This is a genomic window from Streptomyces sp. V4I2 (assembly GCF_030817655.1).
Taxonomy (GTDB): Bacteria; Actinomycetota; Actinomycetes; order Streptomycetales; family Streptomycetaceae; genus Streptomyces; species Streptomyces plumbiresistens.
The window spans coordinates 4,221,324-4,243,294 of sequence record NZ_JAUSZM010000003.1 but is presented as its reverse complement, the minus strand read 5'-3'; the positions used below and the strand labels follow the sequence as shown (position 1 = coordinate 4,243,294).

17 protein-coding genes and 2 pseudogenes are annotated in these 21,971 nt (G+C 71.2%); 9 read left to right on the top strand and 10 right to left on the bottom strand.

Annotated elements, in window-relative coordinates:
* Positions 1-8: 8 nt before the first annotated feature.
* Positions 9-455 (top strand): SUKH-3 domain-containing protein, encoded by a 447-nt coding sequence (locus tag QFZ76_RS20020; RefSeq protein ID WP_307675026.1) that lies wholly within the window; start codon positions 9-11, stop codon positions 453-455.
* Between the two features lie 150 nt (positions 456-605).
* Positions 606-843, top strand: a pseudogene (locus QFZ76_RS20015) (IS5/IS1182 family transposase); the annotation flags it as partial.
* Positions 844-1,148: 305 nt separating this feature from the next.
* Here QFZ76_RS20015 and QFZ76_RS20010 read toward each other — a convergent pair.
* From QFZ76_RS20010 to QFZ76_RS19995, 4 genes are read right to left on the bottom strand one after another with little or no spacing between them, the layout of a single operon-like run.
* A complete protein-coding gene (locus QFZ76_RS20010; protein WP_307675025.1) occupies positions 1,149-2,309 on the bottom strand; it encodes an acyl-CoA dehydrogenase family protein in 1,161 nt (386 codons plus the stop codon).
* Between the two features lie 6 nt (positions 2,310-2,315).
* Positions 2,316-3,272 carry a hydroxymethylglutaryl-CoA lyase gene (locus QFZ76_RS20005; RefSeq protein ID WP_307675024.1) on the bottom strand — a complete coding sequence of 319 codons (957 nt, stop codon included), beginning with the start codon at positions 3,270-3,272 and terminating at the stop codon, positions 2,316-2,318.
* Positions 3,269-5,287: an acetyl/propionyl/methylcrotonyl-CoA carboxylase subunit alpha gene (locus tag QFZ76_RS20000; RefSeq protein ID WP_307680075.1), complete on the bottom strand. Its 2,019-nt coding sequence runs from the start codon at positions 5,285-5,287 to the stop codon at positions 3,269-3,271. Before QFZ76_RS20000 ends, QFZ76_RS20005 begins: the two co-directional genes overlap by 4 nt.
* Before the next feature lie 32 nt (positions 5,288-5,319).
* Positions 5,320-6,936, bottom strand: a complete 1,617-nt coding sequence (locus QFZ76_RS19995; protein WP_307675023.1) for a carboxyl transferase domain-containing protein — start codon at positions 6,934-6,936, stop codon at positions 5,320-5,322.
* 95 nt (positions 6,937-7,031) lie between these two features.
* Here QFZ76_RS19995 and QFZ76_RS19990 point away from each other — a divergent pair, with 95 nt between their 5' ends.
* The 3 genes from QFZ76_RS19990 (at position 7,032) to QFZ76_RS19980 (ending at position 10,034) form a co-directional block, all read left to right on the top strand.
* Positions 7,032-7,625: a TetR/AcrR family transcriptional regulator gene (locus tag QFZ76_RS19990; RefSeq protein WP_266439266.1), complete on the top strand. Its 594-nt coding sequence runs from the start codon at positions 7,032-7,034 to the stop codon at positions 7,623-7,625.
* Between the two features lie 337 nt (positions 7,626-7,962).
* A complete protein-coding gene (locus QFZ76_RS19985) occupies positions 7,963-9,120 on the top strand; it encodes an acyl-CoA dehydrogenase family protein (protein ID WP_307680074.1) in 1,158 nt (385 codons plus the stop codon).
* A gap of 35 nt (positions 9,121-9,155) precedes the next feature.
* The gene (locus QFZ76_RS19980) at positions 9,156-10,034 is read left to right on the top strand and encodes an acyl-CoA thioesterase II (protein ID WP_307675022.1); all 879 of its coding nucleotides are present in this window, start codon (positions 9,156-9,158) and stop codon (positions 10,032-10,034) included.
* Between the two features lie 4 nt (positions 10,035-10,038).
* Here the strand turns inward: QFZ76_RS19980 and QFZ76_RS19975 are convergent, their stop codons facing one another.
* Together QFZ76_RS19975 and QFZ76_RS19970 are read right to left on the bottom strand one after the other, a co-directional pair.
* Positions 10,039-10,827 carry a phosphatase gene (locus QFZ76_RS19975; RefSeq protein ID WP_307675021.1) on the bottom strand — a complete coding sequence of 263 codons (789 nt, stop codon included), beginning with the start codon at positions 10,825-10,827 and terminating at the stop codon, positions 10,039-10,041.
* Between the two features lie 133 nt (positions 10,828-10,960).
* A complete protein-coding gene (locus tag QFZ76_RS19970; RefSeq protein ID WP_307675020.1) occupies positions 10,961-12,916 on the bottom strand; it encodes a PucR family transcriptional regulator in 1,956 nt (651 codons plus the stop codon).
* 122 nt (positions 12,917-13,038) lie between these two features.
* Here QFZ76_RS19970 and QFZ76_RS19965 point away from each other — a divergent pair, with 122 nt between their 5' ends.
* The 4 genes and pseudogenes from QFZ76_RS19965 to QFZ76_RS19950 all read left to right on the top strand — a co-directional run.
* Entirely contained in the window at positions 13,039-14,499 is a 1,461-nt protein-coding gene (locus tag QFZ76_RS19965) for a sodium:solute symporter (protein WP_307675019.1), read from the top strand.
* Between the two features lie 79 nt (positions 14,500-14,578).
* The gene (gene speB, locus QFZ76_RS19960; protein WP_307675018.1) at positions 14,579-15,559 is read left to right on the top strand and encodes an agmatinase; all 981 of its coding nucleotides are present in this window, start codon (positions 14,579-14,581) and stop codon (positions 15,557-15,559) included.
* Positions 15,556-17,241 carry a thiamine pyrophosphate-binding protein gene (locus QFZ76_RS19955; protein WP_307675017.1) on the top strand — a complete coding sequence of 562 codons (1,686 nt, stop codon included), beginning with the start codon at positions 15,556-15,558 and terminating at the stop codon, positions 17,239-17,241. The genes speB and QFZ76_RS19955 overlap by 4 nt, the downstream gene beginning before the upstream one ends.
* A gap of 192 nt (positions 17,242-17,433) precedes the next feature.
* A pseudogene (locus QFZ76_RS19950) lies at positions 17,434-17,769 on the top strand (aminoglycoside phosphotransferase family protein); the annotation flags it as partial.
* A gap of 37 nt (positions 17,770-17,806) precedes the next feature.
* On the opposite strand, the gene QFZ76_RS19945 reads toward QFZ76_RS19950, so the two are convergent.
* The 4 genes from QFZ76_RS19945 to QFZ76_RS19930 form a co-directional block, all read right to left on the bottom strand.
* A complete protein-coding gene (locus QFZ76_RS19945) occupies positions 17,807-18,616 on the bottom strand; it encodes an endonuclease I family protein (protein ID WP_307675016.1) in 810 nt (269 codons plus the stop codon).
* A gap of 193 nt (positions 18,617-18,809) precedes the next feature.
* Complete coding sequence (locus QFZ76_RS19940) at positions 18,810-20,984, bottom strand: glycosyltransferase family 39 protein (protein WP_307675015.1); 2,175 nt, start codon at positions 20,982-20,984, stop codon at positions 18,810-18,812.
* 252 nt (positions 20,985-21,236) lie between these two features.
* Positions 21,237-21,512, bottom strand: coding sequence for a hypothetical protein (locus QFZ76_RS19935; RefSeq protein WP_307675014.1), 276 nt, complete (start codon positions 21,510-21,512; stop codon positions 21,237-21,239).
* Positions 21,513-21,554: 42 nt separating this feature from the next.
* Entirely contained in the window at positions 21,555-21,959 is a 405-nt protein-coding gene (locus tag QFZ76_RS19930; RefSeq protein ID WP_307675013.1) for a hypothetical protein, read from the bottom strand.
* Positions 21,960-21,971: the final 12 nt, after the last annotated feature.

The window sequence follows — 21,971 nt, the reverse complement described above, 5'->3', positions numbered from 1 at the left end:
CGGAGAAGATGGAGAACCTGACGGAAGAGATCGAGCGCGCCCTGTCAGCCGCCGGATGGCGGCCTGGCAGGCGGGTGTCGACCAGCGAGTGGCAGAGCCGTCTGGAGGCCTCCGGAGAGGTCACCATGCACGAGGCGGCCCGCCGGTTCCTCGCGGAGTTCGGTGGACTGTCCTTCCCGCACTCGGGGACCGGCATCTCGATGGCTCGTCAGCCGTTCGACCTCGACCCTCTGCTGTGCCTTGGGGAGGAGGGACGGTTCGCTGAGTGGAGCGACGAGAGTGGAGAGAGCATCTTTCCGGTCGGCGAGTTCGACGAAGGCCGGGGAGGCTTTCTCGGCATCGACGAGAAGGGCATGCTCTACCAGGTCGTCGACACGTTGAGCCGCTTCGCAGAGGAACGGGCGGGGCTGGAGTGCCTGATTCTCGGAATCGCTCCGGAGCCGCTCCTCGACTGAGCGGTTGAGCCGCCTGCTCCAGCAGACTGAGGACCGGGGCCCGGTTTGACCCCTCAGACGCTGTTGGTTGATTCGGGCCCTGCGTGACGTCGGCCTTCAAGACCTGATGGTGGTCTTGAAGGCCGACGTTGCCGTGTGGGGTGGGTGCGGGTGTCACGCAGTCGAAGGGATCGGGGGAGATCCCGGCGGAGACGGTGCGGGTGGCGCGGGCTGCGTTCTGAAGGGGAGCCTGGCGATCCGGGTCCGGGACGAACTGGGACCACTGTTCACCGAGGTGGAGTTCGCGGACCTGTTCCCGGCGCGGGGGGAGCCTGCCTGGTCACCGGGCCGGCTGGCGTTGGTGCTGGTGTTGCAGTTCGTCGAGGGCTTGACCGACCGGCAGGCCGCGTAGGCGGTGGGGCTGGGAGTGGCTGGGCGAGGGACCCACATGAGATCCACCGGCGGAACTGCGACAGCCCACCCAGGTATGGGTGCACAACCCGAAGGCGGACACGCCGGTCGAGTACGCCGTCGTCTGTGACGGCTCCCTGCTGCGTCTGGAGGGTCCGGCGTACGAGGGCGGGACCGGGCTCGGCTCCTGGACGCAGTCGCCGACAACCGTCAGGTTCGGCGCGTACGGCGGCGGTTGGGGCGGTAGGGCCGAGTGGCCCTCGCCGGCCCGCCCCGGCGGACGCGGGCCGGCGAGCCGCGCGCTCAGCCCACCAGCCCCAACTCCCGCGCGATCAGCATCCGCTGCACCTCGCTCGTGCCCTCGCCGATCTCCAGGATCTTGGAGTCGCGCCACATGCGGGCGACCGGGTACTCGTTCATGAAGCCGTAGCCGCCGTGGATCTGGGTGGCGTCGCGGGCGTTGTCCACGGCGATCGTCGAGGAGTACAGCTTCGCCAGGGCGGCCTCCTTCTTGAAGGGGTCGCCGGACACCAGGCGGGACGCCGCGTCGCGCCAGGCGAGGCGGGCGGTGTGGGCCTTCATCTCCATGTCGGCGATCTTGAACTGGATGGCCTGGTTGGCGCCGATGGGGCGGCCGAACGCGTGGCGTTCCTTCGCGTACGTCACCGACTCGTCCACACAGCCCTGGGCGAGCCCCGTCGCCAGCGCCGCGATGGCGATCCGGCCCTCGTCGAGGATGCGCAGGAACTGGGCGTAGCCCCGGCCCTCCTCGCCCAGCAGGTTCGCGGCCGGGACCCGGACGTCGGAGAACGACAGCTCGCGGGTGTCGGAGGCGTTCCAGCCGACCTTCGAGTACGGCGCCGCGACTGAGAAGCCCGGGGTGCCCGAAGGGACGATGATCGCCGAGATCAGCGGCCTGCCGTCCGGCTTGCGGCCCGTCACCGCCGTGACCGTGACCAACCCGGTGATGTCCGTGCCGGAGTTGGTGATGAAGCACTTGGTGCCGTTGATCACCCACTCGTTCGTCTCCGAGTCGAGCCGGGCCGTCGTATGCGTCGCCCCCGCGTCGGAGCCGCCGTCCGGCTCCGTGAGGCCGAACGCGCCGAGCATCTCGCCCGTGCACAGGCGGGGCAGCCACTCCCGCTTCTGGGCCTCGGTGCCGTACAGATGGATCGGCATCGCGCCCAGCGAGACGCCCGCCTCCAGCGTGATCGCCACCGACGAGTCGACGCGCGCGAGTTCCTCCAGCGCGATGCCGAGGGCGAGATAGTCGCCGCCCATGCCGCCGTACTCCTCCGGGAACGGCAGCCCGAACAGGCCCATGCGGCCCATCTCGCGGACGATCTCGTACGGGAACTCGTGCCGCTCGTAGAAGTCGCCGATCTTCGGGGCGACGACGTCGTGGGCGAACTCCTCGACCGTGCGGCGGAGTTCCTCCAGCTCGGGGGAGAGACGGTGGTCCATGGCAGGTCACTGCTCCTTGGGGTCCTTGTGGGACAAGGCTCGGACGGTGCGGGAGGGGCTCGGTCGGCCCAGTTGTTCGGCCATCCACGCGCTCGTGGCGACGAGGCGGGCGAGGTCGACTCCCGTGTCGATGCCGAGGCCCTGAAGCATCCACACGAGGTCTTCGGTGGCGAGGTTGCCGGTCGCGGACTTCGCGTACGGGCAGCCGCCGAGGCCGCCCGCGGAGGCGTCGACCGTGGTGACGCCGTACTGGAGGGCGGCCAGGGTGTTGGAGAGCGCCTGGCCGTACGTGTCGTGGAAGTGCACGCCCAACGCACCTGTGGGGACCCGGTGTTCCGTGAGCTCGGTGAGCAGCGCGAGGACGTGGCCCGGCGTCGCCACCCCGATCGTGTCGCCCAGGCTCAGTTCGTCGCAGCCCATGTCGAGGAGGGCTCGGCAGACGTGGACGACCTGGGGGACCGGGACCGCGCCCTCCCACGGGTCGCCGAAGCACATCGACAGGTAGCCGCGCACGTGGACATCCTGTGACTTGGCCCTCGCCACCACCGGCTCGAACATCGCCAGCGCCTCGTCGACCGTGCGGTTGAGGTTGGCCTTGGCGAAGGACTCGGTGGCGCTCGCGAAGACGGCGACGCGACGGGCGCCCAGCGCGAGGGCCCGGTCCAGGCCGCGTTCGTTCGGTACGAGGACCGGGAGCGCCACCTCCAAGTCGCTCACCAGCGGGAACAGCTGCTCAGCATCGGCCAGTTGGGGCACCCACTTGGGGTGGACGAAGCTGGTGGCCTCGATGGTCGTCAGGCCGGCCTCGGCCAGCCGGCGGACGAACTCCGCTTTGACCTCGGTGGGCACGGTCGCCTTCTCGTTCTGCAGGCCGTCGCGCGCGCCGACCTCGTGGATGCGGACGCGCGCGGGCAGGCCCGGGGCCGGTACGACCATCGGTAGGCCCAGTTCCGGAGTGCTCATGCCGTCTCCTCCTCCACGGGGGCGATGACCGCCAGTACCTGGTCCATGGCGACCGTCGAGCCCGGCGCCACGTCCAGCTCGGTGACCGTGCCGGCGTGCGGGGCGGAGATGACGTGCTCCATCTTCATCGCCTCGACGACCAGCAGGCTCTGCCCGGCGGTCACCTCGTCGCCGACGGCGACCTTCACGACGGTGACCGTGCCGGGCATCGGTGCGGTGAGGGAGTCGGCGCCCGCGTGTCTGGCCCGGGTGAGCGAGGCGGCGACCGGGTCGTGGTCGCGCACGTGCCACGCGTCGCCGTCCCGGCCCAGCCAGGTGCCGTCCGGCAGCGCGGCGAAGGTGTGGGCGATCCCGTCGAGCTGGACGGTGAAGCGCGCCTCGGCGCCCGGGCCCGGGGGCGGACCCGCGCGTACCGGGAGGGGCACCTCCGCGCCGTCGGGCAGTACCTCCGCCCCGCCGCCCGGTGTGCTGCGCACGCGGACGGTGAGCGGGTCGTGCCCCGCCACCCGCAGGTGGTGCGCCGTCCAGGCCCGTTCGCCGCCCAGGCGCCAGCCGTCCGTGGCGGAGAACGGGTCGGCCCAGCCGGTGCCTTCCGCGCCGCCGAGGGCGGCCTGGCGCAGCAGCGCCGCCGCCACGTACACCTCCCGCGGCACCTCGGCCGGTACGAGCCCTTCGACCTCCCGCTCGACCAGCCCCGTGTCCAACTCGCCCGCCACGACCGCCGGATGCGCGAGCAGCCGCCGCAGGAACCCGGCGTTGGTCGGCACGCCCAGCGTGACCGTCTCCGCGAGGGCCGCCCGGAGCTTGCGGAGCGCGGTCGCCCGGTCCGGGCCGTACGCGATCACCTTGGACAGCATCGGGTCGTACAGGCTGCCGACCTCGGTGCCCTCGCTGAGCCCGGAGTCGGTGCGTACGCCGTCGCCCTGCGGCTCGTGGAGCTCGAGCACTGTCCCGCCGGAGGGCAGGAACCCGCGGGTGGGGTCCTCGGCGCAGAGGCGGGCTTCGATCGCGTGCCCGGTGAGCCTGATGTCGTCCTGTTCGTACGGCAGTCGCTCACCGGCCGCGACCCGCAGCTGCCACTCCACCAGGTCGAGGCCGGTGACCAGTTCGGTGACCGGGTGCTCCACCTGGAGGCGGGTGTTCATCTCCATGAAGTAGTACGACGCCGGGTCGTTCCCGGGGACGATGAACTCGACCGTCCCCGCGCCCGCGTACCCGCATGAACGCGCCGCCTGCACCGCCGCCTCGCCCATCGCCGCGCGGGTCTTGTCGTCGAGGAGCACGCTGGGCGCCTCCTCGATGATCTTCTGGTGGCGGCGCTGGAGGGAGCACTCGCGCTCGCCGAGGTGGACCACGTGCCCGTGGCCGTCCGCCAGGACCTGGATCTCGATGTGCCGGGGCCGGTCGACCCACCGCTCGACGAGCAGCGTGTCGTCGCCGAAGGAGGCGCGGGCCTCGCGGCGCGCGGCGGCGATCTCGTCGGCGAGGACCGCGGGGTCCCGCACCAGCCGCATGCCCTTGCCGCCCCCGCCCGCGCTCGGCTTCAGCAGCACCGGCACGCCGATCTCCCGGGCGGCGTCGGCGAGTTGGGCGTCGCTGAGTCCGCTGCCACTGGAGCCGGGGACGACTGGCACGCCCGCCGCCTGCACCGTCTCCTTGGCGCGGATCTTGTCGCCCATAAGGGAGATGGCGTCGGCCGGCGGCCCGATGAACACCAGCCCCGCGTCGGCGCACGCGCGTGCGAAGCCGGCGTTCTCGGCGAGGAAGCCGTAGCCGGGGTGGACGGCCTGGGCGCCGGTGCGGGCGGCCGCCTCCAGGAGCCGCTCGGCGGACAGATAGCTCTCGGCGGCGGGCGCCGGACCGATCCGTACGGCCGTGTCGGCCTCCCGGACGTGCCGGGCGTCCGCGTCGGCGTCGGAGAAGACGGCCACCGAGCGCACGCCCAGCGACCGCAGCGTACGGATCACGCGGACGGCGATCTCGCCCCGGTTGGCCACAAGGACTGTGTCGAACATCGTGGTGAAGCCCCTCGTCGTCATGGCGCCCCTCACATCCGGAAGACGCCGAACTGGGGGTCGCCCAGCGGCGCGTTGGCACACGCCGTCAGGGCCAGCCCCAGCACCTGCCGGGTGTCGAGCGGGTCGATGACCCCGTCGTCCCACAGCCGGGCGGTCGCGTAGTAGGCGTTGCCCTGGCGTTCGTACTGCGCGCGGATCGGCGCCTTGAAGGTGTCCTCCTCCTCGGCGGGCCACTGCTCGCCGCGCGCCTCCAGCTGGTCCCGCTTCACGGTGGCCAGGACCGACGCGGCCTGTTCGCCGCCCATGACGGAGATCTTGGCGTTGGGCCACATCCACAGGAAGCGGGGGGAGTAGGCCCGGCCGCACATGGAGTAGTTCCCGGCGCCGTACGACCCGCCGACCACGACCGTCAGCTTCGGCACGCGCGTGCAGGCGACGGCCGTGACCATCTTGGCGCCGTGCTTGGCGATGCCGCCGGCCTCGTAGTCCTTGCCGACCATGAAGCCGGAGACGTTCTGCAGGAACAGGAGCGGGATCCCGCGCTGGTCGCAGAGCTCGATGAAGTGGGCGCCCTTCTGGGCGGACTCGGAGAACAGGATGCCGTTGTTGGCGACGATCCCCACCGGGTGGCCCTGGATGCGGGCGAAGCCGGTGACGAGGGTCTGCCCGAACTCGGACTTGAACTCGGCGAAGCGGGAGCCGTCGACCACGCGCGCGATGATCTCGCGTACGTCGTAGGGGGTACGGGAGTCCACCGGCACGGCGCCGTACAGCCCGTACGGGTCGACCTTGGGCTCTGCGGCGGGCGTGACCTCCCAGGGGAGGGGCCCGCGCGCGGGGAGCGTGGCGGCGATGGTGCGTACGATCCGCAGGGCGTGCGCGTCGTCCTCCGCGAGGTGGTCGGTGACACCGGACACGCGCGCGTGCACCTCGCCGCCGCCGAGTTCCTCCGCGGTGACGACCTCGCCGGTGGCGGCCTTCACGAGCGGGGGGCCGCCCAGGAAGATCGTCCCCTGGTTGCGCACGATCACCGCCTCGTCGCTCATGGCCGGGACGTACGCCCCTCCCGCGGTGCACGACCCGAGCACCGCGGCGATCTGCGGAATGCGGGCGCCGGACATCCGGGCCTGGTTGTAGAAGATCCGCCCGAAGTGCTCGCGGTCGGGGAAGACCTCGTCCTGCATGGGCAGGAAGGCGCCGCCGGAATCGACGAGGTAGATGCACGGAAGCCGGTTCTCGAGGGCGACCTCCTGCGCGCGCAGGTGCTTCTTGACCGTCATCGGGTAGTACGTCCCGCCCTTGACGGTGGCGTCATTGGCGACGATCACGCACTCGCGCCCGCCGACCCGGCCGATCCCGGCGATGACGCCGGCGGCCGGGGCCTGTCCCTCGTACATCCCCTCGGCCGCGAGGGGCGCCAGCTCCAGGAAGGGCGAGCCGGGATCGAGGAGGGCGTCGACCCGGTCCCGGGGCAGCAGCTTGCCGCGCGCGGTGTGCCGTGCCCGCGCCTTCTCGCCGCCGCCCAGGCGGGCCGCGGCGAGCTTGCCGCGCAGTTCCTCGACGAGTGCGAGGTGGGCCTTTTCGTTGGCCCGCCAGGCCTCGGACGCGGGATCTGCCGCGCTCGTCAGCTCTGCTGCCTCCTGCATCCTGCGGTCCCCTCACCCAGCGATCGACTGTTAATGAGCGTTAACCATTTCCACCAGGTTAACGACCGCTAACCTCCCTGTCTAGAATTACTTTCATGGCCACGAGAACCGACGCCCCCACCCGCCGCGAGCAGATCCTCAAAGAGGCCGCGCGCCTGTTCGCCGAACGCGGCTTCCACGGCGTCGGCGTCGACGAGATAGGTGCCGCGGTCGGCATCAGCGGGCCCGGTCTGTACCGGCACTTCGCGGGCAAGGACGCGATGCTGGCGGAGCTGCTGGTGGGGATCAGCGGGCAGCTGCTGACGGGGGCGAAGCGGCGGGCCCAGGAGGCGGACGGGGTTGACCCGGAGGTCCTCCTCGACTCCTTGATCGAGGGCCACATCGACTTCGCCCTCGACGACCGTCCGCTGATCACGCTGCACGACCGTGAGCTGGACCGGCTGCGGGACAGTGACCGCAAGCTGGTGCGGCAGCTTCAGCGGCAGTACGTCGAGCTGTGGGTGGAGGTGGTGCGGAAGGTGTACCCGGCGCTCGGCGAGCCGACGGCGCGGTCTGCTGTGCACTCGGTGTTCGGGCTGCTGAACTCGACGCCGCATCTGGGGAGAGCGGGGGCGTTGCCGGGGCGGGGGGTCACCGCGGGGTTGCTGCATCGGATGGCTCGGGGGGCGTTTGCGGCCGCGGGTGGGTGAGGGGTGCACCCGGCCTCCGGCCGGGTTTTGTTGTTCCCACCCGCACCACCCGTACAACTCTCGTCGTCGGGTGCGGGTGGCCCTCGTGGGGGTTGAGCGCCGTCGGCGGCTGCGGCCTCGCGGGCCGGGGGGCGGAACCCCTGCCGGGGCCCGGGGCGGAGCCCCGTGAGGGGTGCCATCTCATCGCACCGAGTTGGGTGGGTGGGGGGAAAGGGTCGGGGTCCAGGGCGCGGCCCGGGTTTTACGTGACGAGCGTTACCTGGACGCGCCTTCGTACTCGCCGGTACGGTAAGTGAGCAAGCGCTTAGACATGCCGAGAGTACGTGGAGGTGGCGCGGTGCGCCGTACGGTGTTCAACGAGGATCACGAGGCGTTCCGGGAGACCCTGCGCGCCTTCATCGAGGCCGAGGTCGTCCCGGTCTACGACGAGTGGTTCGCGGCAGGCCAGGCGCCGCGCGACTTCTACTACAAGCTCGCCGAGCTCGGCGTCTTCGGCATCCGCGTGGACGAGGAGTTCGGCGGCGCCGGCATCGACTCGTACAAGTTCGAAGCCGTGATGTACGAGGAGACCTCCCGCGCGGGCGTCCAGTTCGGCGGCTCCGGTGTGCACGTGCTGCTCGGCCTGCCGTACATCAAGATGCTCGCCACCGACGAGCAGAAGAAGCGCTTCCTGCCGAAGTTCGTCTCCGGCGAGGAGATGTGGGCGCTCGCGATGACCGAGCCGGGCACCGGCTCCGACCTCGCGGGCATGAAGACCACCGCCAAGCTCTCCGAGGACGGCACGCACTACGTCCTCAACGGCTCCAAGACCTTCATCACCGGCGGCGTCCACGCCGACCGCGTGATCGTCTGCGCCCGCACCTCCGCGCCCACCGCCGAGGACCGCCGCTTCGGCATCTCCCTCTTCGCGGTGGACACCAAGTCCGAGGGCTACTCCATCGGCCGCAAGCTCGACAAGCTCGGCCTGAAGACCTCCGACACCGCCGAGCTGGCGTTCGTCGACGTCAAGGTCCCCGTCGAGGACCTTCTCGGCGAGGAGAACAAGGGCTTCTACTACCTCGGCCACAACCTCGCCTCCGAGCGCTGGGGCATCGCCTTCGGCGCCTACGCGCAGGCCAAGGCCGCGGTCCGGTTCGCCAAGGAGTACGTGCAGGACCGCACCGTCTTCGGCAAGACCGTCGCCTCCTTCCAGAACACCAAGTTCGAGCTGGCCGCCTGCCAGGCCGAGGTCGACGCGGCCGAGGCCGTCGCCGACCGCGCGCTCGAGGCCCTCGACGCGGGCGAGCTGACCCCCGCCGAGGCCGCCAGCGCCAAGCTGTTCTGCACCGAGGTCGCGCACCGCGTGATCGACCGCTGCCTCCAGCTGCACGGCGGCTACGGCTTCATGAACGAGTACCCGATCGCCCGCCTGTACGCGGACAACCGCGTCAACCGCATCTACGGCGGCACCAGCGAGATCATGAAGTCGATCATCGCGAAGGACATGGGTCTGTAAGACCGCCGAAAACACTGACCAGTAGAAATGACTGCATGAGTCAGGCACTACAGAGTCTCCTCGATCTGCTCGACATCGAGCAGATCGAGGAGAACATCTTCCGCGGCCGGTCCCGGTCCGCCGTCGTCCCCCGCGTCTTCGGTGGGCAGGTCGCGGCCCAGGCGCTCGTCGCCGCCGGGCGGACGGTCCCCGAGGACCGCCTCGCCCACTCGCTCCACGCGTACTTCCTGCGTCCCGGCGACCCCGGCGCGCCGATCGTCTACACGGTCGACCGCATGAACGACGGCCGTTCCTTCACCGCGCGCCGCGTCGTCGCCGTCCAGCACGGCCAGCCGATCTTCGCGCTGTCCGCCTCCTTCCAGCGGCACGAGGAGGGCTTCGAGCACCAGACTCCGATGCCGCTCTCCGTCGACCCCGTCACGCTGCCCACCTCCGAGGAGCGGCTGCGCGGCTACGGCCACCTCGCCCCGGAGGTCGTGGAGAGGTTCCTGGAGGCCCGCGAGGCGATCGACCTGCGTTACGTCGACGAGCCGCCGTACGGCACCTTCGGCGAGCCGCGCGAGCCGCACTCCCAGGTCTGGTTCCGCACCAACGGCAAACTCGGCGGTGCTATTGACGAACCGCTGCTGCATGTCGTCCTCGCCACGTACGTCTCCGACATGACGCTCCTCGACTCGGTGCTCCTCGCGCACGGCCGCGGCGGCTGGGCGGTCGGTGACGTCGTCGGCGCCTCCCTGGACCACGCGATGTGGTTCCACCGCCCGTTCCGCGCCGACGAATGGCTCCTCTACGACCAGGAGTCACCCTCGGCCCACGGCGGCCGAGGCCTCGGCCAAGCCCGCATCTACACCCAGGACGGGCAGCTCGCCATCTCGGTCATCCAGGAAGGCGTGGTCCGCGCCCCCAGACGCTGAGGGCTCAGACCAGCCCCGCCTCCGCCAACAGATACGCCGTCATCGGGTCGTAGTAGCGCGGGCTGACCACATGGTCGTCGAGCGGGACCGACACCTGGACCGTGCCCTCCGCCTCCGCGAGGAACAGCGCCGGGTCGTTGCAGTCGGCGTATCCGACGGAGTCGACGCCGTGCTGGCCGGCGTAGCCCGCCCAGCCGTGGTCGGCGACGACCAGGTCGGGCAGCGGGCGGCCCGCGCGCTCCAGGGCGGTGAGGATGGCCTTCATCGGCTCGCCGGAGTGCGTGTGCCACAGGGTCGCGCCGTGCTCCAGGACCGCCACGTCCGCGAACTGCATGACGTACCCCTCGTCCGTCTGCAGCCCGTCCGGGATGACCACGATCTCGCAGCCGGCCGTGCGCAGGGCGTCGGCCGTGGCCCGGTGCACGTCGAGCAGGCCGCCCGGGTGGCCGGTGGCGAACAGGACCCGCTGCTGTCCGTCGGCCGCCTTGCGCAGCCGGCCCGCCATGCGCTCCAGGCCGGCCACCGTCAGCTGGGGGTCGATGGTGTCCTGTCCGTAGCGGTACTCCGGGTCGTCGTTCACACCCACCCGCTCCGCCATCACCGCGAGCACGTCCTGCTCGTCGGTCCAGCGGTCGCCGAGTTCCAGGCCGAGCCAGAAGTTGCGGACGCCGTTGGCGAGCTGGCGGTAGTGGGAGAGGTTGTTCTCACGCGGGGTGGCGACGTCGCCCGCGATACGGGTCTTCACAAGGTGCTCGACGAGCTCGTCGCGGCTGGGGGTCCCGGATATCGGCATGTCCCCCATTGTGAGGCAGACCTCCGTGCGAACACCCGTCGTCCCGCACGCTGGGACGTGGGTCACGTGGTGGTCCATGCGGTGATCCATGCGGTGGTCCATGTGGGGGCCCGCGTAGTGATCCGCTTGGTGGTCAGAGCCGCCGCAGCGCGAACCACAGCTCCATCCGTACGTCCGGCTCGTCCAGGTCCGCCGCCAGCAGCGCCGCGCACCGGGCGATGCGCTGCCGCACGGTGTTGCGGTGCACGCCCAGCGCCACCGCCGTACGGTCCCAACTGCCGTGCAGCGACAGCCAGGTGCGCAGCGTCTCGGCGAGCACGGGTGTGAGGGGCGCCAGCAGCGCCCGGGCGTGCGCCTCGGCCTCCTCCTCGGGGACCAGGTCGGCCAGGGCCGGGCGTGCGCCGTGCCGGACCAGCGGCGTGCGGGTGGCCCGGGCCCGGGCCAGGGCACGGCCCGCCTGGGCGTCGGCGGAGGCCCATTCGCCCGGACCGACGGCGGCGCTGACGCCCAGCGTCCAGCCGGGCTGCGGCGCCGGTTCGCGCTCGGCCGGCACCAGCACGCGTACGACGTCCCGCGCCAGGTCGACCAGCGGCGAGCCGAGCGACGCGCCCAGCGCGGAGGACGCCACGGCGTCGGGAGCGTGGCCGTCCGGCCGCGCGTGCACGACGACCCACCGCTCCCCGCCGAGGAGCGGCGCGACCGCCTCCGGCGCGGCGCCCAGCAGCACCCGTACCAGCGCGGAGGATCTGGCCGCCCCCGTACCGCTCTGGTGCTCGCCGGTGAGCAGGGCCAGCAGCACGGCGGCGACGGACGCGATGGCGTGATCCCCGGGTTGTCGCCGCGGGGCGGTGACGCCGAGCACGAAGCCCTGACCGGCACCGAGGGCGTAGGCGGCGAGGTGGGTGCCGGCGATGGTGTCAGTGGCGGAGGTGGGGGCGGAGGCGGGGAGGCTGGTGGCGGGACGGGCGCCGGTGGCACCAGAGGCTGACGAGCCGCCGGCGGCCGGAGTGATGCGGACGCGGGCGGCACCAGGGCCCGCGGAGCCGTGAGTGGCATCAGGGCCGGCGGAGCTGTGGGTGGCACCAGGGCCCGCGGAGCTGTGAGTGGCACCCGGGCCCGCGGCCCCGCCGGTGGCATCAGGGACCGCGGCTCCGCCGGTGGCACCAGAGCCCGCCGAGCCGCCGACGGCCGGGGCCGTGCGGTCCGCGGCGAGAGGCTCGCCCTGCCGCGGTGGCGTCCCGCCGGGCCGCCGGGAGGCGGTATCGGGTCGCAGGGCCTCTGCCAACCCGGCCGGGGTTTCTCGCCCCTCGCCTGCTGGCGGTGGCGTCCCGCCGGGCCGCCGGGAGGTGGTGTCGGGTCGCAGGGCCTCTGCCAACCCGGCCGGCGTTTCTCGCACCCCGCCGACCGGCGGCGGCGCGCCGCCGGGCCGCCCGGAAGCGGTACTCGGCCGCACGACCTCCGCCAACCCGGCCAGCGCCTCCGGCACCCCGCGCCCCGGCTCCGTCCGCCCCGCCGCCGCGATCTCGGTTCCCTCCGGCCCGTACAGCACCGCCCGGCCGCCCACGCGCTGGGCGAGCCGGTGCAGGACGGAGGGGATCGGGTCGGGGCGGGAGGCTGCGGCGGCCAGGCTCTGCTGGGCCTCGGTGACGCGGCGGAGTTCGGCGAGGCGGGCCTGGGCCATCAGCTGCCAGACCGCGCGGGCCACGCCAGAGAAGGTGGTCTGCGGCGGGACCTCCACCAGCGGCAGTTCGTACGCCTCGCAGGCCGCGACCAGCGCCCGCGGCACCGTGTCGTGCACCGGCGCCACCCCGAAGCCGAGGGCCGCGCCGCCCGCCGCGACGATCCGGGAGACGTAGTCGTCGAAGTACGTCCCCGAGCCCGCCGCCTCCGGGATGTGCACCCCGGCCGTCAGCAGCAGCTCGCCGCCCAGCAGGTACGGGTACGGGTCCGCCATCTCCGAGGTGTGCGCCCAGTGGATGACGATGTCCGGGTCGGACGGCCCCGCGATCTGCCGCAGGGCGAGGTCCTCGCGGGCCAGGAGGGCCGCCAGCGGGACCGGTGGGGTGGGAGGGACAGCGGGGTCCGGCATGGTGGACGTTCCCTCCACTCGGAGCGGCTCGAATGGATGAAACGTACACTTCGCAGTCGCTTTCCGGCCACCTAGTGTCGGTGTTCGTCACCCGCAGGCGACACCGAGTGAAGGAGGGCCCCGTGGCCGTCGACTACGCAGTGATCGTCGTCTATCTGGCAGGCATGCTGGCCATGGGCTGGTGGGGCATGCGCCGCGCCAGGTCGAAGAGCGACTTCCTGGTCGCCGGACGGCGGCTGGGCCCCGCCATGTACTCCGGCACCATGGCCGCCATCGTCCTCGGCGGCGCCTCCACCATCGGCGGCGTGGGCCTCGGCTACCAGTACGGCCTCTCCGGCGCCTGGATGGTCTTCACCATCGGCCTCGGGTTGCTGGCCCTGTCCGTCTTCTTCTCCGCCCGCATCGCCCGCCTCAGGGTCTACACCGTCTCCGAGATGCTGGACCTTCGCTACGGCGGCCGGGCCGGCGTCATCTCCGGCGTGGTCATGTGGGCGTACACCCTCATGCTCGCCGTCACCTCGACCATCGCGTACGCCACGATCTTCGACGTCCTCTTCGACATGAACCGGACCGTCGCGATCATCCTCGGCGGCTCGATCGTCGTCGCGTACTCCACCCTGGGCGGCATGTGGTCGATCACGCTGACGGACATGGTGCAGTTCGTGGTGAAGACCGTCGGCGTCCTGCTCCTGCTGCTCCCCATCGCCGTCGTGAAGGCGGGCGGCTTCAGCGAGATGAAGGCGCAGCTGCCCACCGAGTACTTCGACCCGCTGGGCATCGGCGGCGAGACGATCTTCACCTACGTGCTGATCTACACGTTCGGCATGCTCATCGGGCAGGACATCTGGCAGCGCGTGTTCACCGCGCGCAGCGACACGACGGCGAAGTGGGGCGGCACGGTCGCGGGTACCTACTGTCTCGTGTACGCCCTCGCCGGCGCCGTCATCGGTACGGCGGCCAAGGTGCTCTACCCGAACCTGGCCAACGCGGACGACGCCTTCGCGACCATCGTGAAGGACGAACTCCCGATGGGCGTGAGGGGGTTGGTGCTGGCCGCGGCGCTCGCGGCCGTCATGTCGACGTCCTCCGGCGCGCTCATCGCCTGCGCGACCGTCGCCAACAACGACATCTGGTCGCGGCTGCGGGGGATGGTCCGGGGGCCCGGTGAGGAGCACGACGAGGTCAGGGGCAACCGCGCCTTCATCCTCGTCATGGGCGTGGCGGTGATCTGTACCGCCATCGCGCTGAACAACGTCGTCGAGGCGCTGACCGTCGCCTACAACCTCCTCGTCGGCGGCCTCCTGGTCCCGATCCTCGGCGGGCTGCTGTGGAAGCGCGGCACCGTGCAGGGCGCCCTCGCCTCCGTGATCGTCGGCGGCCTCGCGGTCATCGGCCTGATGGCGTCCTACGGCATTCTCGCCAACGAGCCCGTCTACTACGGCCTGTTGTCCTCCCTGGCCGTGTACCTCGTCGTCTCCCTGGCGACGAAGCCCACCGACGCGGCCGTCCTCGCGGCCTGGCGCGAGCGCCTCGCCGGGCGGGCGCCCGACGTCGCGGCCACGCCGGTCCCGGCTTCCCAGTAGCCAGGCCCCGTAGAGTCGTACGAGAAGCAGTACATAACACTCCATACGCGACGAAGCGTAGAAAAGAAGGCAGTACCTCATGAGCAGCAACGAGACACCCCGCGGCCCCGTCGACTCGTCCCGCATCCCGCGGTACGCCGGTCCCGCGACCTTCGCCCGGCTGCCCCGCCTAGACGAGGTCGGCCGTGCCGACGTCGCCGTGGTCGGGGTGCCGTTCGACTCGGGCGTCTCGTACCGGCCGGGTGCCCGCTTCGGCGGCAACGCGATCCGCGAGGCGTCCCGGCTGCTGCGGCCGTACAACCCGGCGCAGGACGCGTCCCCCTTCGCGCTGGCCCAGGTGGCCGACGGCGGCGACATCGCGGTGAACCCGTTCAACATTCACGAGGCCGTGGAGACGGTCGAGGCGGCGGCCGACGAGCTGCTGGGCACGGGCGCGCGGCTCATGACCCTGGGCGGCGACCACACCATCGCGCTGCCGCTGCTGCGGTCGGTGGCGAAGCGGCACGGCCCGGTGGCGCTGCTGCACTTCGACGCACATCTCGACACCTGGGACACGTACTTCGGCGCCGAGTACACGCACGGGACGCCGTTCCGGCGGGCGGTGGAGGAGGGGATCCTGGACACGTCGGCGCTGTCGCACGTCGGCATCCGCGGCCCCCTCTACGGCAAGCAGGACCTCACCGACGACGAGAAGCTGGGCTTCGGCATCGTCACGTCCTCCGACGTCTACCGGCGGGGCGCCGACGAGGTGGCCGACCAGCTCCGCCAACGCATCGGCGACCGTCCCCTCTACATCTCCATCGACATCGACTGCCTCGACCCGGCGCACGCACCCGGCACCGGCACCCCCGAGGCGGGCGGCATGACCTCCCGCGAGCTGCTGGAGATCCTGCGGGGCCTGGCCGGCTGCAACCTGGTCTCGGCGGATGTCGTCGAGGTGGCCCCCGCGTACGATCACGCGGAGATCACGTCGGTGGCGGCATCCCACACGGCGTACGAACTGACCACGATCATGTCCCGGCAGATCGCAGCGGCCCGGAAGGACTCGGAAGCGAAGTGACTCACGACCACGACCTGGTGCTCCGCCCGACGGAGCAGCAGATCTCCGCCGCGCTGAACCCTCCTCCCGGCCGCAACGGCGGAGACCTGGTCGTGGAGACCCTGGCCGCGCTCGGTACGACGACCGTCTTCGGCCTGCCCGGCCAGCACGCGCTGGGGATGTTCGACGCGCTGCGCCGCTCCGACCTGCGGTACATCGGCCTGCGGGTGGAGAACAACGCGGGCTTCGCGGCGGACGCGTACGGCCGGATCACGGGCGAGGCGGCCCCGCTGCTGCTGTCGACGGGGCCGGGGGCGCTGACGTCCCTGGCGGCGCTCCAGGAGGCCGCCGCCGCGTCCGCCCCCGTCCTGGCGATCAGCAGCCAGATCCCGACGGCGGGGCTGGGCGGCGGCCGCCACGGTTATCTGCATGAACTGCCGGACCAGTCGGCCTCGTTCCGGGGGGTCGTGAAGTCGGTTCACACGGTCCGCTCCCAGTCCCAGATCCCGTCCGCGATCGATGCGGCCTGGAAGTCGGCGCTCTCCGCCCCGCACGGTCCGGTGTGGGTGGAGATCCCGCAGGACGTGCTGCTGGCCGAGACGACCATCCCCGTGGTGACGGGCGGCGACGCCTTCCCCGAGGAACTGCCGCCGCGCCCCGAACTGACGGCGGTGGCAGCCGACCTGCTGTCGCGTGCGGAGCGGCCCGCGATCATCGCGGGCGGGGGAGTCGTACGGGCGGACGCGTCGGGCAAGCTGAAGCAGCTGGCGGAGATGCTCCAGGCCCCGGTGGTCACCACGCCCGGCGGCAAGGGCGCGTTCCCCTGGAAGCACCCGCTGTCGTTGCAGTCCTGGCTGGAGGACCGCCACACCACGGACTTCCTGGAGGACGCGGACGTACTCCTCGTCATCGGCTCGGGCCTGGGCGAACTCTCCTCCAACTACCACACGTTCAGGCCCCGCGGCCGGGTCATCCAGATCGAGGCGGACCTCGGCAAACTGGAGGCCAACCACCCCGCCCTGGGCATCCACGCGGACGCGCGACTGGCGTTGCAGGCGCTGCTGGAGACGGTGGCCGAGCGCTCGGACACCTCCGCACCGGAGCGTGTCCGTGAGCTCCTCGCGAAGGTCGCCGCACGCATCGCCTCCCAGGAACTCACCCTGGAACAGGACCTGTTGACGTCCGTCCGTAAGGCGCTGCCCGCCGACTCCCCGTCCTTCTGGGACATGACGATCCTCGCCTACTGGGCCTGGTCGGCCTTCGACGCCAAGGGCCCGAACCACATGCACTCCGCCCAGGGCGCCGGCGGCCTCGGCTACGCGTACCCGGCCGCCCTGGGCGCGGCGGCAGCCGACCCCACCCGCCCGGTGCTCGCGGTCTCGGGCGACGGCGGCGCCCTCTACTCGATCGCCGAACTGGCCACCGCCCGCCAGTACGACCTGAACGTCACCTGGCTGATCGTCGACGACGGCGGCTACGGCATCCTCCGCGAGTACATGACGGACGCCTTCGGCGAGGCGACGGCGACGGAACTGACCCGCCCGGACTACGTGGCCCTGGCCGAGTCCTTCGGCGTTCCCGGGGTCCGTACGAGCCCGGAGACCCTGTCGGACGACCTGTCGAAGGCACTGGCGTCACCCGGGCCTGCGGTGGTCGTCCTCCCGGTGGTGCTGCGGATGTTCGCGGCGACGCATCTGGGCTGAGGTGGCCGTCAGATGGCGGTCGAGGGACGCGGTTCCGCGGTGCCGACGAAGACACGCCAGTCTTGAGAGCCCAACCACGCAGCCGGAGAGGCACCTTCATGCAGAGCGCAGCGGACTTCATCGCGGACACCTACGCGCTCGGCACCGGACCATGGACGATGACACCGGTCACCCGTGGCGCGCTGGGGCAGTGACAATGCCGGGGTCATATCGGCGGAGCGGGAACTTGCCCGTGCCGTGTACGTATGGGCGGGCGGGAACGACTTCCACGCCGATTCCGCACGGCGGCTGATGCGGGCGTATCGGGATGCCGGAGGCCCCGGGGTCCTCAAGGGCCTGGGATCGTTCTCGATGCTGTTCGCAACGGACCTGAACTTCATCTACGTACAGGCCGAGTGCGCGGTCGATTCGACCGTGACCGCCGCGCAGCGCGAGTTCGCGAGCGATCGGGTCGTCGCCTCGCTGCGGAGCCTCCCGGGCCTGGCCGCCGTAGCGCGTTTGGCGGAAGCGATCGAGGGCCCGGCCTGATCTCGGTCTCTTCGGCCGGGCCCCTTCCGCCGTGCTGCTACCAGATCGCCTCGACCCACTCAGGGTGGTCGATGAACGGGTTGCGGTTCTTCTGGTACGTGTCGTAGATGACCTGGTTGCGGCGCTCCTCGAAGGCGCTCGGCGGGTCCGCCTCGTTCCACGCCTTGAGGACGGCGAGCTTGCCCATGTAGGGGTTGGAGCCGTTGCCGACCTTCTCGTTGGGTTCCAGGTCGGCGAAGCCGTCGTCGCCCTCGTAGCGCACGGCCATGTAGAGGATCATGCGGGCCACGTCGCCCCGGTCCGCGGTGCGCGGCGCGAAGGAGTCGGAGTCGACGGTGCTGCCGCCGCCGTTGGTGACGGTGCTGCCGCCGTTGTCGAAGTCCAGGTTGCCGCGGGTGCTGTTGACCTGGACGTCACAGGGGCGCAGGTGGTGCAGGTCCGTGCCGGGACCGGTCACCTCGCCGAAGTCGCCGTGGGACTTGGCCCAGGTGTGCTCGCGGTTCCAGTCGCCGACGTCACCGCCGTTGAGGGACTTGGCGCGCGAGACACCGCTGTACAGCAGGATCACGTTGTTGCTGTTGTTCGGGTCCTGGTCGGTGGCCATGAGCGCGTTCCAGACCGCGGAGTACGAGATCTTCGTCTGGCTGCTGATGATCGTGTGCAGGGAGGACTTGAGGCTCGTCCCCGTCTTGCCGACCGCGTTCTTGTAGTACGTCGTGTCGTACGCGGTCGTCGTGGCCGCGGCCGGGGTCGCGGTCAGCGCGGGGGTGGCGAGGGTGACCAGGACGGCGGAGACGGCGAGCGCCAGGGGCTTCCAGCGGCGCGTGCGTATGGGGCTGACGGGCATCGGGGGTGTCCGTTCTACGCGGGTTGAATGAGCAGGCAATCGGGAGCGTGACATGGACATGCATTCCTGTCCATGAACCGGACGTGTCCATCAGATGACCGAGACCGACAATTTGCCCTTTGTCTACGCGAGTTGACATACCAAAACGCCCCCCGACCCGAAGGTCAGGGGCGTTGGACTGTGAGCTGAACTGTCAGCTGACGTCCGATGCGTCCAGGCGGTAGATCGTGGACTGGTTCTGCGTGGAACTCGAGTCCGTCGTGGAGCTGTACTCGCTCTCCTTCACCGCCGTCCCGTTCTCCTGCACCCACGCCGTGACCGCCGAACTGACGCCGGAATCACCCACACCGCCGCCCATTCCGCCGCCACCGAGCTGGACGTAGTGCAACTCGCCCTTCTTCACCAGCTCCTTGAGCTTGGCGAGGGTCATCGCCTTGTCGCTGCCGGACCAGCCCCACATGGAGATGACGGGCTCGCCGCTGCTGACGATGAGCTGCGCGGCACTCTGCGAACTCGACACGGCCAACAGCCACTTGGCGCCGTCCTGGTGCTTCTCCAGGTATGCGACGAGCTCGCTGCTCGCGCCGCCGCCCATGACACCGCCGCCCATGCCACCGCCGCCGGTGGCAACGCCGGTGCCCCCGGGCGGCGTACCGCCCCTTTCACCGGCACCGCCCGGAGCCTGGCCGCCGCTCTGGCCGCCGGGCAGTTCGCCGCCCCCGCCCCCGGGCGTCATTTGACCGCCGCTGTCGCCCTGTTGCTGTCCCCCGGCCTGCCCGCCCGGCAGCTCACCGGCACCGAAGCCACCCCGGCCGCCGGCACCGCCCCCACCGGGGCCACCCCCGAAGCCGCTCCCCGTCGACGGCCCGGCCGTCGGGTTCGTACCCCCGCCCATACCGCCTCCGCCGCCCGAACCGGACGGCACCGACCAGGCGTACGCGGCCGGGCCCGCCACCGCGGCGACGATCGCCGCGACCATCGAGGCCGCCAGCAGCCGTACCCGGTTGCCGGAGCGGAAGACGAGCAGACCCGCGATCGCCAGCGCCATGACCACCGCGATCGCCGGCCACAGCCAGGTGTTCCAGCCGGAGGCCCGGCGCAGCAGTACGACGGACCAGAGCGCCGTGACGGCCAGCGCCGCCGGCAGCACCCACACCCAGCGCCGGTCGGCGCGGAACGCGCGCAGCAGCAGGACGCCGCCGCCCCCGCACAGCGCCGCGATGCCCGGGGCGAGCGCGGTCGTGTAGTACGGGTGCATGGTGCCCTCGGCCATGGCGAACGTCAGGTAGTGCAGCGCGGTCCAGCCGCCCCACAGCACCAGCGCGGCTCGTGTCACATCCGTACGTGGCGCTCGGCCGCACAGCACCAGGCCGCCGACGCAGGCGATCGCCGCGAAGGGGATCAGCCAGGAGATCTGGCCGCCGAGAGTGTCGTTGAAGAGGCGCACGAGGCCCGCCGTACCGGAGAAGCCGCCGCCTCCGCCGCCCCCGCCCCCGCCGTTGCCCTCGCCGCCGAAGATCCGGCCCAGGCCGTTGTAGCCCATGATCAGGTTCCAGGCGGTGCCGTCCGTCGAGCCGCCGATGTACGGCCGCGAGGAGGCGGGCACCAGGGACACGGCCGCCGCCCACCAGAAGCTGGAGACGGCGAGTGCCACGGCCGCCAGGCACAGGTTCACGACTTTCTTCTTCCAGCCGAGCCTCGACGCGTACACGTACACGGCGAAGACGGCCGGCAGGGCGATGTAGCCCTGCAGCATCTTGGTGTTGAAGGCGAGCCCGAAGCACACCGCGGAGCCGATCAGCGGCAGCAACCGGTCCGTACGGACCGCCCGCAGGGCCAGCGCCGCACCGCCCACCATCAGCAGCACCAGCAGCGTGTCGGGGTTGTTGTCGCGGTTGATGGCGACGGTGATCGGGGTCAGGGCGAGGACCAGCGCGGCGACGGCCGCCGCCGCGTGCCCGAACACCCGCTTCACGGACGAGTGCAGGATCCAGATCGTGCCGAGCGCGGCCGCGATCACCGGCGCCATCATCTGCCAGGTGCCGTACCCGAGGATCCGGCACGACAGGCCCATGACCATCAGCGCGAAGGGCGGCTTGTCGACGGTGATGAAGTTGCCGGCGTCCAACGAGCCGAAGAACCAGGCCTTCCAGCTCTGCGTGCCGCTCAGCACGGCCGCGCTGTAGAAGCTGTTCAGGCCCGCGCCGGACAGGTTCCAGGCGTAGAGCACCGCCGCCAGGATCATGATCGCGATCAGCGCGGGGAGCGACCAGCGGGGTGCCTTGTCCGGCGCCGCCGCGGGCGGGGCCGGCGGCGGCAGGTCGGGGGTCACGGTCGGGTGGGGATGGGGATCGGTGGCTGATGTCACCCGGGCACGATGCCCGCGCCGGATGGGCGCGGACTGTGCCTTGCCTGGGGGGAGGCTGTGGATGGATGAGATACCGGTAAGAGTGTGCGGCTCGGTGCACCGGCGTCACGCGAAAGTCACCGCAAGCCGGGGGTGAGGCCCCGCAAGCCGGAGATGGGACCCCGCAACGGACAGCTCCCCCGGAGGGATCTCCGGGGGAGCTGTCGTCTCACATGTCCCGCGAGGGCCGGCAGAGCCCCGCGTCACACCCTGTCACCAGGGCGGACAGGGCAGGCCACTCGCTTTCCTCGGCTCCAGGAACTCCTCCCGGAACACGTCCAGGGAAGCCCTGAGCAGAGGAATGTCGATCTCCGGACGGATGTAGCTCAGCCGGGCCGAACTGTCGTTGAAGCGGAACTCCAGCAGGAGCTCTTCCCGCTTGTCGTCGATCATCTCGACGACTTCCATCGACTCGTAGTCGTTGTAGTCGCTCAGGATGATCAGGGCCTTGAACTGACGCCCTTGGACGGAGAACGATCTCATAGCCATCCCTCGAACTGGACTCGACCGCCGCGCAGCGGCTGTTTCCTGCTAGTCGATCTGCCCCATCACGCCATCGGGGTAGCGGTTGACCTCACCTGCCCTGGAGAACAGGGACGGTGCGTCGATGGGACAGTCGGCCATGGCCCAGGACGGGTTCCCCGACATGATGAGGCCCGGTCCGTCGGCGGACTCCAGCAGGAACATGTAGTCCAGGTCCTCGGTGATGCCGTACCGCTCGGCCACCGCCTCCACCTCGTCGGTGGAGGAGACCCTACGGATGGTCAGTCCCCTCATCGTCGAGCGGAGGAACATGACGTCGACATGGCCGGCGACCACCTCGATACGCGGCCCGGCCTCAAGGTCGAGATACGCGTCGCTGCGCAGGCGCAGGGTCCGATGCGTGACCGAGTAGTCCCACACCTTGAAAAGCCGGTCCGGCTGGCTGAATTCCATGCCCTGTCTCCT